The 24,622-nt window shown below is 61.6% G+C and carries 21 protein-coding genes and 1 pseudogene; 8 read left to right on the forward strand and 14 right to left on the reverse strand.

Annotation, left to right across the window (positions count from 1 at the left end; all coding sequences use genetic code 11):
* The first annotated feature begins 2 nt into the window (after positions 1–2).
* Positions 3–668: a TetR/AcrR family transcriptional regulator gene (locus AMM41_RS08215; RefSeq protein WP_089956043.1), complete on the forward strand. Its 666-nt coding sequence runs from the start codon at positions 3–5 to the stop codon at positions 666–668.
* Between the two features lie 21 nt (positions 669–689).
* On the opposite strand, the gene AMM41_RS08220 is transcribed toward AMM41_RS08215, so the two are convergent.
* The 9 genes from AMM41_RS08220 to AMM41_RS08260 form a co-directional block, all read right to left on the reverse strand.
* Complete coding sequence (locus AMM41_RS08220; RefSeq protein WP_089956047.1) at positions 690–1,454, reverse strand: type III pantothenate kinase; 765 nt, start codon at positions 1,452–1,454, stop codon at positions 690–692.
* A gap of 42 nt (positions 1,455–1,496) precedes the next feature.
* Positions 1,497–1,916, reverse strand: coding sequence for a bactofilin family protein (locus tag AMM41_RS08225; RefSeq protein ID WP_158273323.1), 420 nt, complete (start codon positions 1,914–1,916; stop codon positions 1,497–1,499).
* 63 nt (positions 1,917–1,979) lie between these two features.
* Positions 1,980–2,927, reverse strand: a complete 948-nt coding sequence (locus AMM41_RS08230) for a M23 family metallopeptidase (RefSeq protein WP_089956053.1) — start codon at positions 2,925–2,927, stop codon at positions 1,980–1,982.
* 225 nt (positions 2,928–3,152) lie between these two features.
* On the reverse strand, positions 3,153–4,571 hold the full coding sequence (locus AMM41_RS08235; RefSeq protein WP_089956056.1) for an amidase: 1,419 nt from the start codon (positions 4,569–4,571) through the stop codon (positions 3,153–3,155).
* Positions 4,572–4,619: 48 nt separating this feature from the next.
* On the reverse strand, positions 4,620–6,119 hold the full coding sequence (locus tag AMM41_RS08240) for a M81 family metallopeptidase (protein ID WP_089956061.1): 1,500 nt from the start codon (positions 6,117–6,119) through the stop codon (positions 4,620–4,622).
* 21 nt (positions 6,120–6,140) lie between these two features.
* Complete coding sequence (locus AMM41_RS08245; protein ID WP_089956064.1) at positions 6,141–7,766, reverse strand: dipeptide ABC transporter ATP-binding protein; 1,626 nt, start codon at positions 7,764–7,766, stop codon at positions 6,141–6,143.
* A complete protein-coding gene (locus AMM41_RS08250; RefSeq protein ID WP_089956068.1) occupies positions 7,766–8,641 on the reverse strand; it encodes an ABC transporter permease in 876 nt (291 codons plus the stop codon). The genes AMM41_RS08245 and AMM41_RS08250 overlap by 1 nt, the downstream gene beginning before the upstream one ends.
* Complete coding sequence (locus AMM41_RS08255; protein ID WP_089956072.1) at positions 8,641–9,594, reverse strand: ABC transporter permease; 954 nt, start codon at positions 9,592–9,594, stop codon at positions 8,641–8,643. The genes AMM41_RS08250 and AMM41_RS08255 overlap by 1 nt, the downstream gene beginning before the upstream one ends.
* A 14-nt stretch (positions 9,595–9,608) precedes the next feature.
* Complete coding sequence (locus tag AMM41_RS08260) at positions 9,609–11,192, reverse strand: ABC transporter substrate-binding protein (protein WP_089956076.1); 1,584 nt, start codon at positions 11,190–11,192, stop codon at positions 9,609–9,611.
* 156 nt (positions 11,193–11,348) lie between these two features.
* Between AMM41_RS08260 and AMM41_RS08265 the strand changes: the two genes are divergently transcribed.
* Positions 11,349–12,779 (forward strand): amidase, encoded by a 1,431-nt coding sequence (locus AMM41_RS08265; protein ID WP_089956079.1) that lies wholly within the window; start codon positions 11,349–11,351, stop codon positions 12,777–12,779.
* A gap of 110 nt (positions 12,780–12,889) precedes the next feature.
* Here AMM41_RS08265 and AMM41_RS08270 read toward each other — a convergent pair whose 3' ends face one another.
* On the reverse strand, positions 12,890–13,324 hold the full coding sequence (locus AMM41_RS08270; RefSeq protein ID WP_089956367.1) for a rhodanese-like domain-containing protein: 435 nt from the start codon (positions 13,322–13,324) through the stop codon (positions 12,890–12,892).
* A gap of 181 nt (positions 13,325–13,505) precedes the next feature.
* On the opposite strand from AMM41_RS08270, the gene icmF reads away from it, so the two are divergent.
* From icmF to AMM41_RS08285, 3 genes are all read left to right on the forward strand, one after another.
* A complete protein-coding gene (gene icmF, locus AMM41_RS08275) occupies positions 13,506–16,796 on the forward strand; it encodes a fused isobutyryl-CoA mutase/GTPase IcmF (protein WP_089956083.1) in 3,291 nt (1,096 codons plus the stop codon).
* 111 nt (positions 16,797–16,907) lie between these two features.
* Positions 16,908–17,144, forward strand: a complete 237-nt coding sequence (vapB, locus tag AMM41_RS08280) for a type II toxin-antitoxin system VapB family antitoxin (protein ID WP_089956087.1) — start codon at positions 16,908–16,910, stop codon at positions 17,142–17,144.
* Positions 17,141–17,551, forward strand: a complete 411-nt coding sequence (locus tag AMM41_RS08285; protein WP_089956092.1) for a type II toxin-antitoxin system VapC family toxin — start codon at positions 17,141–17,143, stop codon at positions 17,549–17,551. The genes vapB and AMM41_RS08285 overlap by 4 nt, the downstream gene beginning before the upstream one ends.
* Positions 17,552–17,590: 39 nt before the next feature.
* Here the strand turns inward: AMM41_RS08285 and AMM41_RS21825 are convergent.
* Positions 17,591–17,692: pseudogene (locus AMM41_RS21825) on the reverse strand (3-keto-5-aminohexanoate cleavage protein); the annotation flags it as partial.
* A 188-nt stretch (positions 17,693–17,880) separates the two neighbouring features.
* On the opposite strand from AMM41_RS21825, the gene AMM41_RS08290 reads away from it, so the two are divergent.
* The 3 genes from AMM41_RS08290 (at position 17,881) to gshB (ending at position 21,295) form a co-directional block, all read left to right on the forward strand.
* Positions 17,881–19,377 carry an AMP nucleosidase gene (locus AMM41_RS08290; RefSeq protein ID WP_089956095.1) on the forward strand — a complete coding sequence of 499 codons (1,497 nt, stop codon included), beginning with the start codon at positions 17,881–17,883 and terminating at the stop codon, positions 19,375–19,377.
* Between the two features lie 3 nt (positions 19,378–19,380).
* A complete protein-coding gene (locus tag AMM41_RS08295; RefSeq protein ID WP_089956099.1) occupies positions 19,381–20,280 on the forward strand; it encodes a diacylglycerol/lipid kinase family protein in 900 nt (299 codons plus the stop codon).
* Between the two features lie 73 nt (positions 20,281–20,353).
* Entirely contained in the window at positions 20,354–21,295 is a 942-nt protein-coding gene (gene gshB, locus AMM41_RS08300; RefSeq protein ID WP_089956103.1) for a glutathione synthase, read from the forward strand.
* Positions 21,296–22,034: 739 nt separating this feature from the next.
* Here gshB and AMM41_RS08305 read toward each other — a convergent pair.
* The 3 genes from AMM41_RS08305 to AMM41_RS08315 are packed head-to-tail and all read right to left on the reverse strand — an operon-like array spanning position 22,035 to position 24,616.
* Complete coding sequence (locus tag AMM41_RS08305; RefSeq protein WP_089956106.1) at positions 22,035–22,805, reverse strand: class II glutamine amidotransferase; 771 nt, start codon at positions 22,803–22,805, stop codon at positions 22,035–22,037.
* Between the two features lie 3 nt (positions 22,806–22,808).
* The gene (locus tag AMM41_RS08310) at positions 22,809–24,350 is read right to left on the reverse strand and encodes an MFS transporter (RefSeq protein ID WP_089956109.1); all 1,542 of its coding nucleotides are present in this window, start codon (positions 24,348–24,350) and stop codon (positions 22,809–22,811) included.
* On the reverse strand, positions 24,347–24,616 hold the full coding sequence (locus AMM41_RS08315; protein WP_089956113.1) for a cysteine-rich CWC family protein: 270 nt from the start codon (positions 24,614–24,616) through the stop codon (positions 24,347–24,349). Before AMM41_RS08315 ends, AMM41_RS08310 begins: the two co-directional genes overlap by 4 nt.
* Positions 24,617–24,622 lie beyond the last annotated feature (6 nt).

A 24,622-nucleotide genomic window follows, 5' to 3' on the forward strand; every position in this document is an offset into this window, starting at 1 on the left:
TCATGGCCAAAAAAGCCCCCCGTCGCACGGCCTTGCGCATCGCGGAGGTCACACTGGACTTGTTCAACCGCTATGGTGAGCCCAATGTCTCCACCACGGTGATTTCAGCCGAATTGAACATCAGCCCTGGCAACCTTTATTACCATTTCCCCTCCAAGGATGCTTTGGTCAACCATTTGTTTGACCAATACGAAACGGCGATGCTGGAACTGCTGGAAGCCGCTCCCGATGTTCAAGACACCGAAGGGGCTTGGTTCTTTTTGCATTCTTTGTTTGAACAAATCTGGGCTTTCCGGTTTTTGTACCGCGACTTGAACAACCTCTTGTCGGGTAACCGGCATCTTGAGACGCACTTTCACCAAGTGCTCGAACGCAAAACCCACGCTTTGCGCTTGATGCTTGAATCAATGGCTGCGGCAGGCCTGATGCACATCGATCCCGACAGCATTGAAACCTTGTCGGCCAGCATGTCGGTCATGGTCACTTATTGGCTCAGCTTTGAATATGTTCGCAACCCCAGACAAGCCATGGAGCCGGCCAGTGCAGACCTGGCTTTGACACGGGGTGCACGCCATGTTTTGGCCTTGTTGACCCCCTACATGGCCAGTGCAGAACTGCGCTCACACTTGCAAAGCCTGACGGCCGCCTACAGCCTGCCTGCGACCTGAGGCCCAAGAAAGCGCCTCACGTCAGCCAAAGCGCTGAGCGGCAATGGTCAGCAAACCATCAAAAATCAGGTTATCCACCAACTCAAACTGGACCGACATGCTGGGGGCCATTTTCCAGCCTGCACCGCCGGTCATCACGCACATGGGCTCTTGCCCGGTGTATTCACGCAGGTGCTGCACCATGCGTTCACAAGCTCCGGCGATGGCATAGGTGCCACCACTGGTCAGGGCATCGCTGGTGTTGGTCGGAAAAGGGCGAACTTCCCCGGTCGGCACATGCAAACCGGCCGTTCCCGATTCCAGCGCCCGCAGCATGATGCCGTGACCCGGCAAAATCAGACCGCCCAAAAAGCGTCCTTCCTCGTCAATGGCTTCGACCGTCACAGCGGTGCCAACCATAACGACCACCAAGGGGCGCTGGGGCCCCTTTTCCCACATGCGCTGACGGGCACCAATCATGGCGACCCAACGGTCAGCCCCCAGGCGTGAGGGGTGGTCATAACCATTGGTCAAACCCGCTTCATGCAAGCCCGGCACCACCCAGTGGGGCGTGAAATCCCATAAATCCATCTGTTCTTGAACACGGCGCTTGATCGCATCACCCGCAACAACACAGCCCAACATCTGGTCTGGTTCAGGCAGTTGAGCCCATGGCCCCTCTGACAATCGGTCGATGTTTTCCAGAAATTCGGCACCATGGGCCAGCAAACTGGCTTGCGGATGGGGTCGGTCATACAACGCCCATTTCAGGCGGGTGTTGCCAACATCAAGGGCTAAAAAGGTCATGCACCGATGATAATGAATTTCATCCGGTGCCCGCAGAAAGCTTCAGTGACCTTGTCCTGCGTTCTGTGCTTTGCGAATCGCGTCCTGTGCGTCGCGGTCCGATTTGGACGGGGCCTCGGACGACGTGTCCACCTGCAACAACAATCCCAGCAGCTTGGCACCGTGCTCGACCGCAATCGATGCGTATTTGATGTCGCCTTGAACCAAGGCGCTCGACATCAATTCCACCCGTTCATACGCATGGATGTTGCCAGCGACTTTGCCCGCCACAATGATCCGACTGGCCATCACATCGCCCAAAATTTCCCCCATGGGCCCGATCACCACCGAGATGGCAGAGTCTTTGGGGGCTTCGATGTTGCCCACCACCTTGCCATCGATGCGAACACTTTCTTGCAAACGCAAACATCCGTGTATTTCGGCGTGACGCCCAATCAGGGTGTCAAACTTTTCCTGACTCATGACTAAAGGCGTGTTGTTCGTCTTTTTTTTTCCAAACATATTGTCTCCTTGCGTTTCAAAATTTCATTGAACTGAATGGCGCGACCAAGCGGCCAAGGCCTTGGCGGGATGCATGGGCTGACCACGCAACAAGACTTCGTAATGCAAATGCGGCCCAGTGGACCGACCGGTATTGCCCAAGGTTCCCAATGTCTCTTCACGACGAATGAATTGACCCGGTTTGACAAAGATGGTTTTCAAATGCGCATAGCGCGTGACAAAGCCATCTTGATGACTCACCTCCACCATGTTGCCGTAGGCCCCCGAGTACTCTGCCCGCAAGACTTGCCCCGGTGCCGTGGCCAACACGGGTGTTCCGACAGGTGCCACAAAATCAATGCCTTCGTGCATGCTGGGCAAGTGGGTCATGGGGTCGGCACGCACCCCAAACGAGCTGGTCAACAAAAACTCACCGGACAAGGGCAACTGGGTCGGGACCAAGTCGAGGCGATCCAAGTCTTTTTGCCAATTCGCCTGCATGTTGCTCAAGATTTTTTCATATTGAACCAACAGCTCTTCGGTGGCATCCAATTGCTGGCTCAGCAAGGTTTTAGACCCCCAAACGGGCAACAAATTCAATGGCCCCCCTCTTCCCCAAGAGTTGTTGCTCTTGGGTGCACCGGAGACTGGCAAGAGTTTTTCAACCCCCAATCGACCCAGCACATCGTTTTTGATGCGTTCCATTTCACCGAGTTGCCGGGTGACCAAGCCCAACTGCTGATTCAAACTGTCCAATTTGGTTCGATAGAGCGCTTCTGTTTTCATTTGCTCGGTTTGACTGGTCACACCGCCCATGCGGTGGGCCAACTCAGGGGCGTACTCAATGGCGACCCTGAGACCGACAAAGTTAAAAACAAATCCAAGAATCAACAAAAAACTGGACACAGCAAACAGGGCCATCAACACTTTGCGTGCCGTGATGGAGACAGTCACCACTTGGGCCGCAGGGCCAGCCACCCAAATCAATTGCATAAGAACTCCAAGGTCTGCACTGCAGACAAAAGCTCTTCAAATTAGATCATAAAATATTCAAAATGTAATCATTACTGAATAATATTTAGACTTTGAATTTACCGATAAACGAATATTGAGCGTTAAAAAAACAGTTCAAACAATTCAGCGCCAAGTCAGCAAGACCCCTGAGACCTTGCTGCCTGGATTCCCTCTAACTGGCACAGCGACTGGCTTGTGACCCGCTCAAATCACAGGTCGGGCAACGGGCATCACCGACTCGTAAGCGCGGGCTGCACGCAGCACCAAGGCGTCGCCAAACATCGGACCCACAATCTGCAAGCCCATGGGCAGGCCGCTGCGGGTCAGGCCGCAGGGGACGGTGATGGCGGGCTGCTGGGTGAGGTTGAAGGGGTAGCTGAAGGGCGTCCAGCCGAGCATGGACACAGGATTCATGGCCACCGTGCCGGCCGCACGCGCCTCGAACGCCGGGATCGACACAGCGGGGGTGACCAGCAGGTCATAACGCTGCATGAACTGACGCATGTGTGAGCCCAGCACGCCACGGCGTTGGTTGAGTTGCTGGATTTGCAAGGCGCTCAATTGCGCCCCGAACTCGGCCTCGGCTTGGAAGTCGGGGTCGGCCACGGCCTGCTGCTCGGCACTCAAGCCCTTCCACACGGTGTAAGCCCCCAAAAACCACAGGCCCGTGGTGATCTCGAGCGGGTCTTCAAATCCGGGATCGATCTGCTCCACATGAGCGCCCAGCGCTTGCAGTTGCTGCACAGCGGCATCGACCGCCGCAGCGATCTCAGGGTGCACGTTCTTCGCATAACCCAAAGTGGGTGAATAGGCGATGCGCAGGCCTCGGATGCCGTCTTCCAGGCCCACGGTGTAGTCGCTGGCATCTGGGGGCAGCGATGTCCAGTCGCGGGCATCGGGCTGCTTGAGCACGTTGGTCATCAAGGCGGCGTCGCGCACGCTCATGGTGTGCGGGCCCAAGTGGGCCACCGAGCCAAAGGGTGACAAAGGGTAGGCCGGCACGCGGCCAAAGCTGGGTTTCAAGCCCACGTTGCCGCAAAAAGCCGCCGGAATGCGCACGCTGCCCGCACCGTCAGTGCCCACACCAATGGGCCCCAGGCCTGCGGCCACAGCGGCAGCTGTGCCGCCTGAAGAGCCGCCAGGGGTGTGGTTCAGGTTCCAGGGGTTGCGGGTGATGCCAGTGGCCGGCGAATTGGTCTCGCCCTTGCAGCCAAACTCGGGCGTGGTGGTTTTGCCCAGCAAGACCGCTCCCGCTTCTCGCAGGCGGGCGGTGGCCGGGGCGTCCACATCCCAGGGCTGGTTCGGGTCAATGGTGCGGCTGCCGCGCAGAGTAGGCCAGCCTTGGGTGAGGATCAGATCTTTGATGGAGGTGGGCACACCGTCCAATGCGCCCACGGGCGTGCCTTGCTGGCGGTGCGCTTGCCAACGGGCTTCGCTGGCACGGGCGCTGGTCAGTGCAGCTTTTTCGTCCACCAAACAGAAGGCGTTGATTTGCGGGTTGACACGCTCGATGCGCGAGAGCACCGCCTGGGTGACTTCCACCGGTGAGGCCTGGCCACTGCGGTACAGCGCCAGCAGTTCGTGGGCGGGGGCTTGGGTCAGGTCTTGGGGTGTCTCGCTCATGGGGTGTGCCTCTTCAAGAAAATTCAAAAGCCTGGCTGTCAAATCGCATCAAGGCCGAGTGCGGGTGTTGGGACTGAGTTTTTTCCAGGGCAAGTCGCCCGGATCGGCAGCCATGGGGCCGGCCGCTTTGGCCACCAGCACGCGGCTGGCGATGGGGGTGAAGTCGGCCCGGAAATGGTTGGAGCTTTTGACCACCAGCAGCTTCATCTGCTCGGGGTGGATGCCCACGGCGCGAAACAGTTCGCGGTCGAGCATCTGCATCTTGCCGCTGGCCACGGCGATCAGCACGCCGTCGATTTCGAGGCATGCACAAGGGCCGATGTGGGCTTTCATGCCGGTCATCATCGGGCCTTTGAGCTCGCAATAATCCGGCCCCAAAGCCCGCACCGTGAAGCGCCCCTGCAAGGGCGGGTCACTCGCCTCGCCCGTGAAAGTGGGCACCGCTTTGCCCAAAGCCAGCTGCAAGCTGGCCCCCACCCCAGCAGCATGGGCCATGCGGGCGGCTTCGGGGTCGTACAACAAGCCCAGCGCCACCTGGCCAGGCCAGCGCTGGCCTGCACCTTGTTGCAACAAGGCATGCAGCATGCCGGTGGTGTTGCTGTCACCGCCTGCGCCCGGGTTGTCTTGTGTGTCGGCCATGACCACGGGGGCGGCCGACACCTCGGCCGTGGCCAGGGCTTGGGTCACCGCCTCGCGGGCAGGCAGCACATCGGGACGCCACTGACCGGGTTCGGCCACGCGCTCAAACAAGCGCTGCACCGCCATGTCAGCCTGCGGTCCATGGCCCCAAACCACGGGACCGCATTCGTCAAAGTCAGACGCCGGAAAGCCCATGCAAAAACTGAGCATGCAACCGGTTTGAGACTCCAGCGCGATCATCTCGTCGTACAGGTCTTTGGCCGGGGCCATCCAGGTGCTTTGTGCGTTGAGGGGAATCAAGAATGGCAGGCGACGCGCTTGCATGGGGCGCTTGCCGCCTGCTCGCAAATGCTCGCGCAGCAAGATGGCTGCGCGCTCGCCGGTCTCGGCCATGTCGATGTGCGGGTAGGTGCGGTAGGCGACCAGGCCATCGGACAGCTGCAGCATGCGCTCGGTCACATTGGCGTGAAGGTCCAAGCTGGCCACAATGGGCAGCTTGGGGCCAACCACCGCGCGGATCCGGGCGATCAGTTCGCCTTCGCTGTCGTCGGCGTTTTCGGCCACGGCCGCGCCATGCAGATCGAGGTACACCCCGTCCAAGCCCTGAACCAAAGCCGCACGAACGTCTTCGACAATGGCCGCGCAGATGCGCTCAAACGCGTCTTGGGTCACATAAGAAGAGGGCGTGGCCCCGGCCCAGGCCGAGGGCAGCAGTTGCCAGCCTTCGCGCCGCGCCGCGTCAATGAAACCGCCCGCCGGGATGTTCACGCCCGTCATCTGGTCGATCATGGCCTGCCCACGCACATAGGCCGGAAAGGCCTCGCCGCTTTGGAAGGCGGCCCAATCGGCCAGGCTGGGGGCAAAGGTATTGGTCTCGTGCTGGTAACCAGCGATCAGGATACGGGTCATGTGCGCGTTGGGTGTGACAGATCAAGCCGATTCGAGCGGCGGCAAAGCGGCAGGCGCAGCTTGGAGCAGGCGGCGCGTGTAGTCTTGTTGAGGGTTGGCGTAAAGCGCGGCGGTGGGGCCTTCTTCGACAATGAGGCCTTGGTGCATCACGATCACGCGGTCGCACAACTGGGCGGCCACACGCAGGTCGTGGGTGATAAAAAGTAAACCCAGACCCAGACGGCCCTGGATTTCGCGCAGCAAATTCAGAATCTGTGCCTGCACGCTCACATCGAGGGCGCTCACCGCCTCGTCGGCCACCAACACTTGGGGCCGACAAGCCAGCGCTCGCGCAATGGCCAGGCGTTGCCGTTGACCGCCGCTGAATTGACTGGGGTAGCGCTGCAGCGCCTCGACCGGCAAACGCACCTGCGTCATCAGCTCGGCAGCCAAGGCTTCGGCCTCGGCGCGTGACTGGCCAAAGTTCATGGCCCCTTCGACCATGGACTGGCCCACCGTGCGGCGCGGGTTGAGCGAGCGGTTCGGGTCCTGGAAGACCACTTGCACCCGGTTGCGCAAGGGACGCAAGCGTCCCTCGGGCAAAGTGGCCACCTCGTCGTCGCCCCACAAGATGCGGCCCTCGGTCGGATCGATCAGGCGGATCAGGCAACGGGCAAAGGTGGACTTGCCCGAACCGGACTCGCCCACAATGCCCACGGTCTCGCCCGCGTGCACCGCCACATGCGCGTTTTGCAAGGCTGCATTGGCGCGGTTGCGGCCCATCCAGTCGCGGCTGGCGTAGGTTTTGCCCACGCCTTGGCCCGACAGCAATGCCGGGCCACTGAAGGCGGGTTTGGCGGCAGGCGGTGTCATGCCCGGCACGGCTGCGAGCAACTGGCGCGTGTACTCGGCCTTGGGGCGACGCAAGACCTGCTCACAGGGCCCGCCTTCCACGGCTTCGCCTTGGTTCATCACCAGCACATCGTTGGCAATTTCGGCCACCACACCCATGTCGTGGGTGATGAACAGCACCGCGCTGCCTTGCTCGCGCTGCAGGTCGGCAATCAAACGCAAAATTTCCTTTTGCGTGGTCACATCCAGGGCCGTGGTCGGCTCGTCGCAAATGATCAGGGCGGGCTTGAGCACCACGGCCATGGCGATCACGATGCGTTGACGCTGCCCACCGCTGAGCTGGTGCGGGTAGCTGCGCAGCATGCGCTCAGGATCAGGCAGACGCACCCTTTCAAAGATGCGCAAAATTTCGGCGCGACGCTGGTCGCGGGGCCAGTCGGTGTGGGTCGAGAGCAACTCGTCGACCTGGTCGCCGCAGGTCATGACCGGGTTGAGCGCGGTCATGGGCTCTTGGAACACCATGCCCATGCTGCGCCCACGCAAGGCCCGCAAACGCGTGGCCGAGGCACCGAGCAAGGACTCGCCTTGCAACAAAATTTCACCCTCGCTGGGGCGCAGCTCTTTGGCCAGCAAGCCCATCACGGTGGTGGCCATGACCGACTTGCCCGAGCCCGACTCGCCCACCACACACAAGGTCTGGCCAGGCAGGATGCTGAGCGACACCTGGTGCACCGCGTGCGCCCGGTCACCACCCGCAGGCAGGGCCACCGAGAGTTGGCGGATGGTCAGGACAGGTTGAGCAGATACAGCGCTCATCACGCTCCCCTTTTCGCAAACTTGGGATCGAGCACGTCGCGCAAACCATCTCCCAACAAATTCACAGCCAGCACCGTGGGCACCAAAAACAAAGCGGGGTAGAGCACGTTGCCGGGGTACTGGCTGAACTGCACACGCCCCTCGGCCATGATGTTGCCCCATGTGGGGATGTCAGGCGGCAGACCCAGGCCCAGAAAACTCAAAATCGCTTCGGTCAGCACCGCAGATGCGGCCACAAAGGTGCCCTGCACAATCAGCGGCGCCAAGGCATTGGGCAAGATGTGCCGCCACAAAATGACCGGCGTGGGCGTGGCCAGCGCACGGGCTGCTTCCACAAAAGGCTCTTCACGCAAACTCAGCACCAAAGAGCGCACCAGGCGCGTCACACGCGGCACCTCGGGGATGGCGATGGCCACCACCACCGTGGCCACCTGCGCCCCCAGTGCGGCCACCAGCGCAATGGCCAGCAAGATGGCGGGAATGGCCATCAGGCCGTCCATGAAGCGCATGAGCACCGCATCGACTTGCCGGAAGTAGCCCGCCATCATGCCCAGAAAGCCGCCCAAAGCCAGCGCCAGCGCAGCGGTGAAACCGCCCACCAGCAAAGACACTTGGGCCCCATACACCACACGGCTGTACAGGTCGCGGCCAAAGCTGTCGGTGCCCAACCAGAAGGTGTGGGCCACCGTGCTGCCGTCGAGCAAGGTGAAGTCGCCCTTGAGCCCTGCGGGTTTGTTGATGAAGTTGGAGTCCATGGCGGACGGGTCGACCGTGCCCAGCCAAGGTGCCAGCAAGGACACCAGCACCATGAACCCGAGCACCACGGCACCAAACCGGATTGAGCCATTGGCCCACAAACGATGAGAGACTGACATCAGTAACGGATCCTCGGATCAAGAAAGAGGTAGCTCAAATCGACCATGAGGTTGATGAACACGTAGGCGCATGAAAACAGCAGGACCAGTCCCTGGATCACCGGGAAGTCGCGGTTGAGCACCGCATCCACCGTGAGCATGCCCAGGCCCGGAATGGCGTACACCGTCTCGGTCACCACCACCCCGCCAATGAGCAAAGCCACGCCAATGCCGATCACGGTGACGATGGGCACCGCTGCATTGCTCAGGGCGTGACGCAGCAACACCACGCTTTCGGTCAACCCTTTGGCCCGAGCCGTGCGGATGTAGTCTTCGGTCAGGGCTTCGGAGACGCTGGCTCGGGTCACCCGTGCAATCAGCGCCACATAAATCATGGCCAGCGTCATCCAGGGCAAGATCAGTTGCCGCATCCAGTCCCACACCCCGACACTGCGCGGCCCGAACAAGGCCTTGTAACCTTGCACCGGCAACCAGTCCAGACGAATGGCAAACAGGTAAATCAGCAAGTAGCCGACCACAAACACCGGCACCGAAAACCCGGCCACGGAAAAACCGGACAGGATTTTGTCGAGCCAGCCGCCCATGCGCCAAGCAGCGATGGTTCCCAAGGGAATGGCCACCGCGATGGCCAGCACCAAAGTGCCAGCCGCCAGCGACAAGGTGGGCTCGATGCGCTGCGCGATCAGCTCGGTGACGGGCTTGCTCAGGTAATACGAATACCCCAGATCGCCCTGGAACACCCGCCCGATCCAGATGAAGTACTGGGACAGGATCGAGCGATCCAGACCCAGTTGTTCACGGATGCGGTTGATGTCTTCGTTGGTGGCGCTGTTGCCAGCAATGACCGCCGCCGGGTCACCGGGGGCCAACCTCAAGATGAGGAAGACCACCAACGACACGACGAGCAGGACCGGCAGCACCGCCAGCAAGCGGCGCAGGACGAATTGAAACATCGCTCAGAACCTGATCAGTTTTTCTTGATGTTCCACATGACCGGGATACCGGGCGTTTGCAAAATGCCGCTCACATTGCTGCGGATCACCGTGGGCGAACGGTACTGCCCCAAAGGTGCATGGGTGGCCGTTTCGAAGGCAACGGCCTGGATCTGGCTGGCGATTTTCTTTTTCTCCTCGGTGGTGCCTGCACGGGCGAAGCTGGCCTTCAAGGTCTCAATGCGCGGCTCGTTCTGCCAGCCGAACCAACCGGTGTCGCCCTTGGCGTTCAGCATGGCCATGGCCAGCGGGTTGGAGATGTCGCCCGCTGTCCAAGCGGTCAGGAAAGCGTTCCAGCCACCCGCTGCAGGTGCGTCTTTCTTGGCACGGCGTGCCAACAAGGACGCCCAGTCCATTTGCTGGAAGTCCACCTTAAAACCTGCGGCTTCGAGTTGCTGCTTGGCCACCAAAGGGATCTTGGCGATCGAGGCCAGATCGGTGGGGCGCATCAAGAGCACAGGGGTGTTGTCGTAACCCGCTTCTTTGAGCATTTCGCGGGCTTTGGCCGGGTTGGCAATGCCTGTGAAGTAACCGGTGTTTTCATCCGCATAGGTGGTGCCGCAAGGGAAAATGCTGCGGCACAGCTTGCCCAACTCGGGCACGCCAATCTGGGTGTTGATGTAGGCCTGCTGGCCCATCGCCACCATGGCGGCCTGACGGATTTTGGGGTTGTCAAAAGGCTTGTGCAGGTGGTTAAAGCGCATGATGAACTGCAAGCCCGCTGGCGAGAAGTCATCGACCTTCAAACCTTCGGTTTTCTTGAGGGTCTCGTACTGCTCGAAGCTGGGCTGCTCGACCATGTCCACTTCACCGGCTTTGATGGCGTTGAACTGGGTTTGTGGATCGCGGATGATGACCCACTCCACACGGTCAAAGTTGACCGGACGGCCACCGGCCATGCCACTGGGGGCTTCTGCGCGGGGCTTGTATTTGGCATTGCGCGTGTACACGGCCAGGGCACCGGGCTTGAACTCGTCGGCCTTGAAGATGAAGGGGCCCGAACCAATGTGCTCCTTGATTTGCTCAGCGCCGGGCGTGGCCGCAATGCGTGCAGGCATGATGAAGGGCACGTTGGACGAGGCCTTGCCCAAGGCGTCGATCACGATGCCGCTGGGCTCCTTGAGGATCATGCGGAAGGTGCTGGCGTCGGGGGTTTCGTAGCGGTCGATGAAGGTGTTCAAAATGCCGCCCATGGCGTCACGGCTGGCCCAGCGCTTGAGCGAGGCCACCACGTCTTCACTGGTGACCGGTTTGCCGTCGTGGAACTCCAGACCACTGCGCAGCTTGAAAGTCCAAGTCTTACGGTCGGGCGAGTTGGTGTAGGTGTCCACCATCTGGGGCTTGATGTTGCCCTGAGCGTCTTCCGAGAACAGGGTGTCGTAAATCATGTAAGCGTGGTTGCGCGTCACATAGGCTGTGGTCCAGATGGGGTCCAACACGGCCAAGTTGGCGTGCGGCACAAAGCGGAACACCTTGTTGTCTTGAGCTTGGGCCACCACGGGGGCCAGCATGCTCAAACCCAACAAGCCGGTGGCGGCAAACAGAACACGTCTCTTCATGGTCAGATCTCCAAATGGAACAGTTGAAATTTCATGATGACAGCTTTCAAAAAGATCGGGCGTCACCTTTGCGCAAATCGGGGTCGGGGTTTTTACCAGTGGTTGCAAGGCCCCTTGCCAAATTCATAATACAAGTTCAACCGAGAGATTTACCACATGGTCAACCCTGATACCTCTGCACTGAATTTGTCCCGCGCCATTCATCTCAAGCAGGTGTCGTGCCAGGAAGTGATGCAGGCCACCCTCGATCGCATTGCACGACTCAATCCGCAGTCCAATGCCATCGTCAGCCTGCAAGAACCCGAACTTTTGATGGCACAAGCACGCGAGCGCGATGCCCAGTTGGCCCGGGGTGAATCCATGGGCTGGATGCACGGCATGCCCCAAGCCATCAAGGATTTGGCCAATGCACAAGGCCTGCGCACCACTTTGGGCAGCCCCCTCATGAAAGACTTTGTGGCCAGCGAGGACGGGCTCATGGTCCAGCGCACCAAAGCGGCCGGTGCCATCGTCATCGGCAAAACCAACACCCCCGAATTTGGCCTGGGCTCTCACACCTTCAACGAAGTCTTTGGCCCGACCCGCAACGCCTGGGACCCGAGCAAATCGGCCGGCGGCAGCAGCGGCGGTGCGGCTGTGGCGCTGGCGCAACGCCTCCTGCCCGTTGCCGATGGCTCGGACTTCATGGGCAGCTTGCGCAACCCGGCGGGCTGGAACCATGTGTTTGGCCTGCGCCCCTCGCAAGGCCGCGTGCCCATGTCCCCCGCGCAAGACGTGTTCATTGCCCAACTGGCCACCGAAGGGCCCATGGCTCGCCATGTGGCCGATCTGGCCATGCTGCTGTCGGTGCAGGCCGGAGCGCACCCCTCCAGCCCCTTGAGTCTGAGCGATGACCCGGCTGTGTTTGCGGGCACGCTGGACATGGACCCCAAGGGCCAGCGCATCGGCTGGCTGGGCAACCTGCAGGGCTACCTGCCCATGGAAGAAGGCGTTTTGGATGTGTGCGAATCGGCGCTGAACAGCTTGTCGGGCATGGGCTGCACCGTGGACGAAGCGCGGCTGGGCATGCCACCTGAGCAAATTTGGCAAGCCTGGCTGGTGTGGCGTCAGGCTTTGGTGGGGCCACGCATTGCACCGTTCCTGATCAACCCGGCCAACCGCGCCCACATCAAACCTGAGGCCCTGTGGGAGCATGACCAATCGCTCAACCTGACCGGTGCCCAATTGATGTCTGCCAGCGCCAGCCGCACACGGTTTTACATGAGCATGCTGGCCTTGTTTGAAAAATTCGACATGCTGGCCATTCCCGTTGCCCAGGTTTGGCCTTTTGATGTGAGCCAGCGCTGGCCACAGAGCGTGGCGGGCCAGAGCATGGACACCTACCACCGCTGGATGGAGGTGGTGATTTACGCCACATTTGCAGGCTTGCCCTCGATCAGCGTGCCCGCAGGCTTTGGCGAGAACGGCCTGCCCATGGGCCTGGCCCTGATTGGCAAACCACAAGGGGATTTGGCGCTGTTGAAACTGGCCCATGCCTATGAAATGGCCAACCAAGAGATGATCAACCGCCGCCCGCCTGGCGTTTGAATCCATGGACCCCGGGTCTTCGCCCGGGGTGACAAATGCTCGTCATCCCGGACTCGATCCTGGATCCATCATTCTTAAGCCACGGTCACTGCTTGAAACCAAGGACAGGCTCAGTTTTGTTGCCAAGGCAGGCCGCGCAAGCGCCAGCCACCCTTGAGGCCCCGGTGGGCCTGCTCGTCGGGATCGCCCTCAAAGCCTTCAAGGATGTTGTAGGCCAACAGGCCCAGCTCGGTGGCACGCTGGGCGGCGGCGATCGAACGCACACCGCTGCGGCACAGCAGCACCAGCTTTTTGCCGCCCGCACCCAAAGCCTGCACGCCTGCGTCAAACCCCGGGTTCATGGCCATGCCGGGCCACTGTTTCCAGGCCACGGCATGGGCCCCTGGCACAAAGCCCACCCAGGCGCGTTCCGCGTCGGTGCGCACATCCACCAGTTCGGCCTCGCCCGACTGCACCCAGGCCCAGGCCAACTGCGGTGAAATGTCGCCTGCGTAGCCAGCGGCAGGTTGAACGTCTTGAGCAATAGAGGTAGATGGTTCGGTCATGATGGGCATGGAGTCTGTGCATGGGCCTCGGGCTGAGTCCCAGATCGGGCTGGAATCATAGCTTTTGGCCAAGCTTCTCCGGTGTCAGTGACAGGACAGGCTGCAGCGGCTAAGATGCGGGTTTTGGTTGACGTTTACGTCAACGTCAAAGCCATTCAGATCGCCCGCCAACGGAGACCCCATGACCGACCTGTCCGCCGAATTCAAAGCCCTGGCCGAATACCGCCCCACGAACAAGGTGCGTTTTGTCACCGCCGCTTCTCTGTTTGATGGCCACGACGCCGCCATCAACATCATGCGCCGCATCTTGCAAAGCATGGGCGCCGAAGTCATCCACCTGGGCCACAACCGCTCGGTCGACGAGGTGGTGACCGCCGCCCTGCAAGAAGACGCCCAAGGCATCGCCATCAGCTCTTACCAAGGCGGGCACAACGAATACTTCAGCTACATGGTCGATTTGCTCAAGGCCCGTGGCGGCGAGCACATCAAGGTGTTTGGCGGTGGCGGCGGCGTGATCGTGCCGGCCGAGATTCGCGCTTTGGCCGACAAAGGCGTGCGGATTTTCAGCCCCGAAGACGGCCAAAAAATGGGCCTGGCCGGGATGATCGGTGAGATGGTCATGCGCTGCGACCAAGACGTGAGCCCCTTGGCCCCCAAAACCGTGGACGCGATTCAGGGTCACGACGAGATGAATTGGCGGGCACTGGCACAGTTGATCACCGCTTTGGAAAACGACAAAGCCGATGCCAGCGTGGTGGCGGCTGTACGCGAGCAAGCTGCACAAAAGAAAGTGCCCGTGTTGGGCATCACCGGCACCGGCGGTGCGGGCAAGTCTTCGCTCACCGACGAGCTGATCCGCCGCTTGCGTCTGGACCAGGACGATGCGCTGCGCGTGGCGGTCATCTCGATCGACCCCTCGCGCCGCAAGAGCGGTGGTGCCCTGCTGGGCGACCGCATCCGCATGAATGCCATCTCGCCTTGGTCACAAGGCCCGCGCGTGTTCATGCGCTCGCTGGCCACGCGTGACTTTGGCAGTGAAATTTCTGCCGCCCTGCCCGACGTGGTGGCGGCCTGCAAGGTGGCCGGCTTTGACGTGATCGTGGTCGAAACCTCGGGCATTGGCCAAGGCGACGCGGCCATCGTGCCGCATGTGGACGTGCCCATGTACGTGATGACGCCCGAATTTGGCGCGGCCAGCCAGCTCGAAAAAATCGACATGCTGGACTTTGCCGAGTTCGTGGCCATCAACAAGTTCGACCGCAAAGGCGCGTCTGACGCCCTGCGCGACGTGGCCAAACAGGTGCAGCGCAACAAAGAAGCCTGGACCGTGCCGACCGAGCAGATGCCGGTGTTTGGCACCATGGCGGCGCGCTTCAACGACGACGGCGTGACGGCCCTGTACCAAGCACTCAAAACGCGCCTGGCAGAACTGGGCATGCAGACCACCGAAGGCCGTTTGCCGGTGGTCAGCGTGCGCTACAGCACCCACCAGAACCCGGTGGTGCCCTCCTCGCGCACCCGCTATTTGGCCGAGATCAGCGACACCGTGCGCGGCTACAAAAAACGCGCCATTGACCAGTCGCGCTTGGCTCGCGAAATCCAGCAACTGCGCGCTGCGGCCCGCATGCTCGAAGTGGGCAAGTCCGGCCGCGCCAAAGCCGCCGAAGCCGCCATTGACCTGGCCGTGAGCCGCGAACAAACGCAAGATCCCACCGCCCGCAAGTTGCTGGCCCAGTGGCCCGACATGCAAAAAGCCTACGCAGGCGATGAATACGTGGTGAAAATCCGCGACAAAGAGATTCGCACGGCGCTCACCACCAAATCCCTGAGTGGCACCACCATCCGTAAGGTCGCACTGCCCAAGTACGAAGACGACGGCGAAGTGCTCAAGTGGTTGATGCTGGACAACGTGCCGGGCAGCTACCCCTACACCGCAGGCACCTTCGCCTTCAAGCGCGAGGGCGAAGACCCCACTCGCATGTTTGCCGGTGAAGGCGACCCCTTCCGCACCAACCGCCGCTTCAAGTTGGTGAGCGAAGGTCTGCCTGCCAAGCGCTTGTCCACCGCGTTCGACTCGGTCACGCTGTACGGCAACGACCCCGACCTGCGCCCCGACATCTACGGCAAGATCGGCAACTCGGGCGTGAACGTGGCCACGCTGGACGATATGAAGGTGCTGTACTCGGGCTTTGACCTGTGCAACCCGACCACCAGCGTGTCGATGACCATCAACGGCCCCGCGCCGTCCATCCTGGCCATGTTCATGAACACGGCCATCGACCAGAACCTCGACAAATTCACAGCCGACAACGGCCGCGAGCCGACCGAGACCGAAGCCGCCAAGATCCGCGAATGGGTGTTGGCCAATGTGCGTGGCACGGTGCAGGCCGACATCTTGAAAGAAGACCAGGGCCAGAACACCTGCATCTTCTCGACCGAGTTTTCACTCAAAGTGATGGGCGACATCGCACAGTATTTTGTGCACCACGACGTGCGCAACTTCTACTCGGTGTCCATCTCGGGTTACCACATCGCCGAAGCCGGGGCCAACCCGATCAGCCAGCTGGCCTTCACGCTGTCCAACGGCTTCACCTTTGTGGAAGCGTACCTGGCGCGTGGCATGCACATCGACGACTTCGCGCCGAACTTGAGCTTCTTCTTCAGCAACGGCATGGACCCGGAATACACCGTGCTCGGCCGCGTAGCACGTCGCATCTGGGCTGTGGCCATGAAAGAAAAATACGGCGCGAACGAGCGCAGCCAAAAGCTCAAGTACCACATCCAGACTTCGGGCCGCTCGCTTCACGCGCAAGAGATCCAGTTCAACGACATCCGCACCACGCTGCAAGCGCTGATCGCGATCTACGACAACTGCAACTCACTCCATACGAACGCGTTTGACGAAGCCATCACCACGCCCACCGAAGACTCGGTGCGCCGCGCCATGGCGATCCAGATGATCATCAACCGCGAGTGGGGCCTGGCCAAGAACGAGAACCCGAGCCAAGGCGCCTTCATCATCGAAGAGTTGACCGAGTTGCTGGAAGAAGCCGTTCTGGCCGAGTTCGAAAAAATCGCCGAGCGCGGCGGCGTGCTGGGCGCGATGGAAACCGGCTACCAACGCGGCAAGATCCAAGACGAATCCATGCACTACGAGATGCTCAAGCACACCGGCGAGCTGCCCATCATCGGCGTCAACACCTTCCGCAACCCCAAGGGCGACGAAGTCATAGAAACGCTGGAGCTGGCCCGCTCGACCGAGGAAGAAAAGCAGAGCCAACTCAAGCGCCTGAACGACTTCCACGCCCTGCACGCGAAGGAATCGCCCGCCATGCTCAAACGCCTGCAACAAGCCGTGATCGACAACGGCAACGTGTTTGAAGTGCTGATGGACGCGGTGCGCGTGTGCTCGCTCGGTCAGATCACCAACGCGCTGTTCGAGGTGGGTGGGCAGTACCGACGCAATATGTGAGGTGCTCGGCGGTTTGATCACCGCTTAGGCCCAACGGCTTGTACATCCACGGATGTACAAGCCGTTTCTTTTTTGCTAAGATGTACCTGTACATCCTAACAAAAGGAAAATATGGCCAACACCAAACTCTTCAAAAACGGCAACTCCCAAGCCGTGCGCATTCCAGCCGAACTGGCTTATGGGAGTTGGGACATCGACTTGGACATTGAGCGCATCGGTGACGAATTGCGCATTCGCCCGGCCCGCAAGCGCATGGGCGACGTGCTGGGCAAGCTGGCACGGTTTTCACCAGATTTCATGACTGAGGGTCGAGGCATCAGCACCGAAGGCCAACGCGAGGCCTTATGAAACCCAAATACATGCTGGACACCAACATCTGCATCTACTTGATGAAGCACCAGCCCCCGCAAGTGCAAGCCCGATTTGCCGAATGCTTTGTGGGTGACGTGGTGATGTCAGCCATCACGCTGGCTGAATTGGAATTCGGTGTGGCTTGCTCTGGCGACGCTAAAGCCCACAACCAAGCTTTATTGGACAGCCTGCTCGAAGACATTCCAGCAGCCCCTTTTGAAGGCCACGCTGCACGCATTTATGGGCCGCTGCGTGCCGCCCACAAAGAACGCCAAAAAGACGCGCTGGACAAACTGATCGCTGCGCATGCCCTGTCGCTGGGCACAACCCTTGTTACCAACAACGAGGCCGATTTCCGAGGATTTAACGGCCTTCGCATCGAAAACTGGGTCAACGCCCACTGAACCTCAAAAGTTCACCCGATCCCCGCCCTTGAGCGCCAGCACGGTGCAGATGCGCTGCACTTGCTGTGCGCTCGACTGGACCAGTTGGCTTGGTCCCATCCACAACGAGTCCTCGAAGCCCACAAGCACGTTGGAGCCCATGTTGAGCGAAACCCCCTTGGAGGCGCCTCAGCTTGCCCAAGCCCTCGGCCTCTTGGGGCCACCAAGGCAACACGCGGCGCTCCAGGACAGTTCTGACAGGCATTGGAGGCCGGCCACACCCCCGTCATGAATCTGTCCGAGAATGTCCAGTGAGCCACTCAACTCAACGGACCCTTTCAGGACACCCCATGCAGCTTCTGCCGCCCTTCATTGCCCCTTCCGAGCACCACGATGCCGACAGCGCCTTGGCGCAAATTCAGCACATCTACCAGCACAGCGTGAACCACCTGCGCCAGGCCATGCGCGAGTTTGTGGCGGGCGCGGACATGACCGACACCCGGGTGCGGGCGTTTTACCCCTTTGTGCGGGTGCAGGTCAGCAGCGCCAGCCGCAAAAGCGCGGGGCTGGACAGTCGCCTGAGCTACGGCTTTGTGGCCGAGCCGGGCCGCTTTGAAACCACCCTCACCCGGCCAGACCTGTTTGCTTTCTACATCCGCCAGCAACTGGCGCTGCTGCTGCAAAACCACGGCGTGAGCCTGCAGGTGGGCACCAGCAACCAACCGATTCCGATTCACTTTTCCTGGGCCGACGACGAGCACATGGAAGGCAGCCTGAGCCCCGAGCGCCAGGCCCTGATGCGCGAGGTCTTTGACCTGCCGGACCTGGCCGCCATGGACGACGGCATTGCCAACGGCACACACGAGCCTGCAGCCAGCGAGGCGCGGCCGCTGTCGCTGTTCACCGCGCCACGCATCGACTATTCGTTGCAACGCCTGCGCCACTACACCGGCACCTCACCCCGCTGGTTTCAGAACTACGTGCTGTTCACCAATTACCAGTTCTACATCGACGAGTTCATCGCGCTGGGCCGTGCCGAGATGCACAACCCGGACAGTGAATACGTCGCCTTTGTCGAGCCCGGCAACATGGTCACGCGCCGTGTGGGCCTGACACCCGAGGACGTGGACGCGCAGGGTCAGACCCCACCGCGCCTGCCGCAAATGCCCGGCTACCACCTGGTGCGCAAGGGCCACAGCGGCATCACCATGGTCAACATCGGTGTGGGTCCGGCCAACGCCAAAACCATCACCGACCACATTGCCGTGCTGCGCCCGCACGCCTGGCTGATGCTGGGCCACTGCGCGGGCCTGCGCACCACGCAGCAGCTGGGCGACTACGTGCTGGCCCACGCCTATGTGCGCGAAGACCATGTGCTGGACGAAGAGCTGCCGCTGTGGGTGCCCATCCCGGCGCTGGCCGAGGTGCAGGTGGCGTTGGAGCAGGCCGTGTCCGAGGTCACGGGCTGTCATGGTGCAGACCTCAAACGCCTGATGCGCACCGGCACCGTGGCCAGCACCGACAACCGGAACTGGGAACTGCTGCCGGACAACAAACCGCAAAGGCGTTTTAGCCAAAGCCGCGCCGTGGCCCTCGACATGGAAAGCGCCACCATTGCCGCCAACGGTTTTCGCTTTCGGGTGCCCTACGGCACCTTGCTGTGCGTGAGCGACAAGCCGCTGCACGGCGAGATCAAGCTGCCCGGCATGGCCAACCACTTTTACCGCGAACGCGTCAACCAGCACCTGCAAATCGGCATCCGCGCCGTGACGCTGCTGCGCGACGCAGGCCCCGAACAACTGCACAGCCGCAAGCTGCGCAGCTTTGCCGAAGTGGCGTTTCAGTAAGCCATGACGCTGGTCCTGCTCAACCCCCACGCGCAAGGCGGCCGTGCGGCACGACGCGTTCCAGCCCTTCGGGCATGGCTGGCAGCACATGCCCCGGGCGTGCACTTGGCAGCCCCCACCAACTTGAACGACAGCCTGACCCTGCTGCAATCACTGCCCGAAGGCAGCCGCGTGGTGGTGGTGGGTGGCGACGGCACGCTCAACCGCTGGCTGCCCAGCTTGCTGGCGCGGCGTCTGACGGTGGGTCTGGTGCCCATGGGCAGCGGCAACGACAGTGCGCGAGCCTGGGGCCTATTAGGTCTGCCCTGGGCGCAAGCCCTGAGCCTGGCACTGAATGCTCCCGCGCAAAGCATCGACACAGGATGGGCCTGCTGGCGCGACTTGCAGGGCCGGACCCATGAAACGCCATTTTTGTCCAGCCTGACGGCGGGCTTTGACTCCGCCGTCGGATGGCGCGCCCTGAATGGGCCAACGTGGCTGCGCGGCTTGCCCCGCTACCTGTGGGCCACATTGGGCGAGCTGATGCACCTGCGCACCTGGCACCTGACCGTGCACAGCGATGGGCAACTCCAACACCAAGGCCCCTGCCTCTTTGCCTCCAGCCTGAACACACCCACCTTCGGCTCGGGCATGCCGGCCGTTCCCCACGCGCAGTTGAACGACGGCCAGCTTGACGCCCTGCTGGCGGGCACGTTTGACCGTCTGGGCGTCTTGCTCATGCTGCCCAGACTGTTGGTCGGCCAGCACCTGAGCCACCCACGCGTGAACAGTTGGCCTTATGGGCACTTGGCGATTGATTGCCCGCAGGGCGTGCCCCTGGCCGCTGATGGAGAATACTTGGGTCAAGCACAGCACGCGTCCGTGCGCTGCCAGGCCGCCAGCCTGCAAGTGGTGTGCCATTGATGTCTGCTGGATGCCACCCTTTTGGGTCGTTCTGTGTCACAGTGCGCCCATTGAATCTGAACACTGCCCTCTTATGAACATCCTCTTCATTGCCGACCCCCTCGAGTCCTTCAAGATTTACAAGGACACCACGTTTTCGATGATGCGCGAAGCGCAAAAGCGCGGCCACCAAGTCACGGCCTGTCAGATGACCGATGTGCGCTGGCAGCAGGGCGAAGCCGTGTCGGCCCAGGTGCGCGACATCACGCTCACGGGCCAGCCCGACACCTGGTTCACCCAGACCGCCACGCGCCGCGCCAATCTCAAGGACTTTGGCGCGGTCATCATGCGTACCGACCCGCCCTTTGACAGCGAATACTTTTACGCCACGCACCTGCTGAGCCAAGCCGAGCGCGAAGGTGCCAAGGTCTTCAACAGCCCAGCTGCCTTGCGCAACCACCCCGAGAAGCTGGCCATTCTGGAGTTTCCCCAGTTCATCGCGCCCACGCTGGTCACGCGCAACGAAGCGGACATCCGCGAGTTCCACGCCACGCACGGCACCATCATCTTGAAACCGCTGGACGGCATGGGCGGCACAGGCATCTTCAAGGTGGGGGCCGACGGCCTGAATTTGGGCGTGATCATCGAGACACTGAACCGGGGCGGTGCACAAACCGTGATGGTGCAAAAGTTTTTGCCCGGCATCGCACAAGGCGACAAGCGTGTGCTTTTGATCGGCGGCAAGCCCGTGCCCTTTTGCTTGGCCCGCATTCCCCAAGGTGGTGAAGTGCGCGGCAACCTGGCCGCAGGGGGCAAGGGCGTGGCGCAACCGATTTCGGCGCGTGACCGCGAAATCGCCGAAGCGCTGGGTCCGATTTTGTTTGCACGCGGCTTGATGCTGGTGGGCCTGGACATCATTGGCGACAACCTGACCGAGATCAACGTGACCAGCCCCACCTGCTTTCAAGAAATCACCGACCAGATGGGCTGTGACGTGGCCGCGCTGTTCATGGACGCGGTGGAAGCGGCGCTTTAAGAACGCTCTGTCAATCAGCGGCTTCAGCCTGCAAACGTCGGACCTGAATGTGCCAAACTGTTGATCCGGCCCGATGAAGTTGGCTTCCAGCTTTTTTGTGGGAGCGACGCCCCCGTCGCAATCAGCCTCGCAGACCACCACTCATCGCCCCGAGGGCGGGGCTCCCACAAAATGCAGGCATTCCCCCTGTAGGAGCGACGCCCTCGTCGCGAAAAGCCTCGCAGACCACCACCCATCGCCCCGAGGGCGGGGCTCCTACAAAATGCAGGCATTCCCCCTGTAGGAGCGACGCCCCCGTCGCGATCAAGCTTCGCAGACCACGACCCATCGCCCCGAGGGCGGGGCTCCTACAAAATGCAGGCATTCCCCCTGTAGGAGCGACGCCCCCGTCGCGATCAGCCTCGCAGACCACCAATCATCGCCCCGAGGGCGGGGCTCCCACAAAATGCAGGCATCCCCCCCTGTAGGAGCGACGCCCTCGTCGCGAAAAGCCTCGCAGACCACGACCCATCGCCCCAAGGGCGGGGCTCCTACAAAATGCAGGCATTCCCCCTGTAGGAGCGACGCCCCCGTCGCGAAAAGCCTCGCAGACCACGACCCATCGCCCCAAGGGCGGGGCTCCTACAAAATGCAGGCATTCCCCCTGCAGGAGCGACGCCCTCGTCGCGATCAGCCTCGCAGACCACCACTCATCGCCCCGAGGGCGGGGCTCCCAGATTGATCGCAGCGCAGCGCAGCATCAACGGCTCACGGTCAAATCTCCGCCCTCAAAGGTGTACAAGCGCCCCGGCTCGAACGCCACCCAGACCTCGTCGGTGGTCAAGGGCGCGGTCACCACCACCGCCACCCGGTCGGTCTCTCGGGTGTGCTCGGCAAAGTTCACACTCAAGTCCTCATCGCTCAAGGTCGCTCGGTTGAAGGGGTGCTTGCGCAGCACGTAGTGCAGGTTTGTGCTGGCGTGCGCCCACAAGGCCTGGCCGTTGGACAGCAAGAAATTGAAGGTGCCAAAGCGGGCGATCTGCGGCACCAGCTCGCGCAGCGTCAATGACAGCTCTTGCACACTGGGCACGCTGGCGTGTGACTTGGCCAGCTCCTGCATGAGCCAGCAAAACGCCCGCTCGCTGTCGGTCTGCCCCACGGGCTTGAAGCTGCCGTGCAGGCGCGGCGCGTAGTCCACCAAATTGCCGTTGTGCGCAAACACCCAGTAGCGGCCCCACAGCTCACGCACAAAGGGGTGACAGTTTTCCAGGGTCACCTCGCCCTGCGTGGCTTTGCGGATGTGGGCGATGACGTTCTGGCTTTGGATCGGGTAGCGCCGAATCAGGTCGGCAATGGGTGAGGTGCTGGCGCTTTGGTGGTCCACAAAGTGGCGCACGCCCTGCCCTTCAAAAAAGGCAATGCCCCAACCGTCACTGTGGTGGTCAGTGATGCCACCACGCTGCGCAAAGCCGCTGAAGCTGAAGGTCACATCGGTGGGGGTGTTGCAGTTCATGCCGAGCAGTTGGCACATGGTTCAGTCTTTCTTGGGGGGCTCTTCGGCCCCACCCATTTTCCAGGCGGCCAACAAGGCCAAGGCGGTCATGGTGGCCAGAAACACAAAGGTCTCATTGAAGGCCCGCAAATCGGCGCTGCCCGGGCTGCTTGAAGCCAAGGCGTACACTGCCAAACGCCACTCCAGCACGATGGCGCAAATGCTCACGCCTGCCGCACCGCCCAGCATGCGCACAAAACCAATCACGCTCGACGCCTGCGGGATCAAGTCTTTGGGCAAGCCCCGCATGGCGCCCAGGTTGAGCGAAGGCAAGATGAAGCCCAGGCCAATGCGCCCGAGGATCACCAAAATCCACAGCAGCGCCAAGCCCGCCGCCGGGTGAACCAAGGGCATGAGCGCAAACGACAGCGCCAGCAAAGCCAGGCCACAGCTCACCCAACGGGCGGGTGGCATGTGGTGCGACAAACGCCCCACGGCCGCGATGGTCACGGCCAGCAAAATGCCCGCCGGCAACAAGGCTGCGCCGATGTAGGACGGCGACAGGCCCAGGCCCATCTGCATGTAAACCGGCAGCAAATAGGTGGAGCCAAACAGCGCAATGCCGTAAGTGAAAGACACCAGAGCCCCCATGGCGAAATGGCGGTGACCAAACACCTGCAGGTTCATGAGCGGACCACGCCGGGCTTGGTGGGCTTGGTGGGCTTGGCGAACTTGGCCTTTTCGGCCCGAAGAGGCGCGGCGCGAGCGCCGCCCCGGCTGCAACAAATGCCGCTGCCAAGCCACAAACACCGCCATGCCCAAGCCTGCCAGCACCAGCAGGGCTACAGCCACCGTGCTGTCATCGCCACGCAGCTGCACCAGGCCGTTGAGCAGCATCAGCGTAGAAGCGCTGGCCAGCGCCAGCCCGATCCAGTCCAGGCCCGGGCTGTCGGCATCGGCCTGCACACCGCCCGGGGCCGAAGTGGGCACATAGCGGCGCGACAGCCACAGCGCCACCATGGCCAGCGGCACCACCATGAAAAAGATGGAACGCCAGCCGAACACATCGACAAGCACCCCGCCAATGCTGGGGCCAATGGCCGGGGCCAGCACCACACCCATGCCAAACAGCCCACTGGCGCGGCCCTGCTCTTCTGAAGCAAAAGCCCGCAAGATGATGATCGCCGGGATGGGCTGCACCACACCTGCGGCCAAGCCCTCGGCCACGCGTGCGGCCATGACCAGCGGAAAGTCATTGGCCAAACCGCCCACCACCCCACCGCCCAGCAGCAGCCACATGCACACCTCGTACACCCGGCGGTAGCCGTAACGCGAGAGCAGCCAAGGCGTGGTGAGCATGGACACGGTCATGGCGACCATGAAGCCCGAGGTGACCCACTGCACCCGGCTTTGCCCCAAAGTGAAGTGTTGGCTCATGTCCGGGATGGCCACGTTCATGATGGTGGACGACATGACCGCCGCCATGGAGCCCAGCATCACCGACAACAGCAACAACCAACGGTGCCGCTCGCCATAACGCGCTTGCAGCGCCTGCAGGCTGTGGGGGCCTTGGGCCAGGCTCATGCGTGTTCGCCTTCGTTTTGGCCTTCGTTTTGGCCTTGGCTTGTGCCTTGGGATGGCTGCTCGGACGCCGCCACACAGGCTGCGCAAATGCAAGCTTTGTTGCGTGCCGCTTCGGGCACTTGCTTCAGCAAATCGGCGCTGAACTGAACCAGCGTGCACCAGCACGGCCCGGGCGCTGCGGCCCCGGTGTTGGGCGTGGCCATGGCGCAGGCATTGGGCTGCCCACACAAGGGACAACGGCAGGGGTCAAGCACAAGCTGCGTCATGAAGGT

The sequence above is a fragment of the Limnohabitans sp. 2KL-3 genome, from assembly GCF_001269405.1.
In the GTDB taxonomy this organism is placed as follows: Bacteria; Pseudomonadota; Gammaproteobacteria; order Burkholderiales; family Burkholderiaceae_C; genus Limnohabitans_A.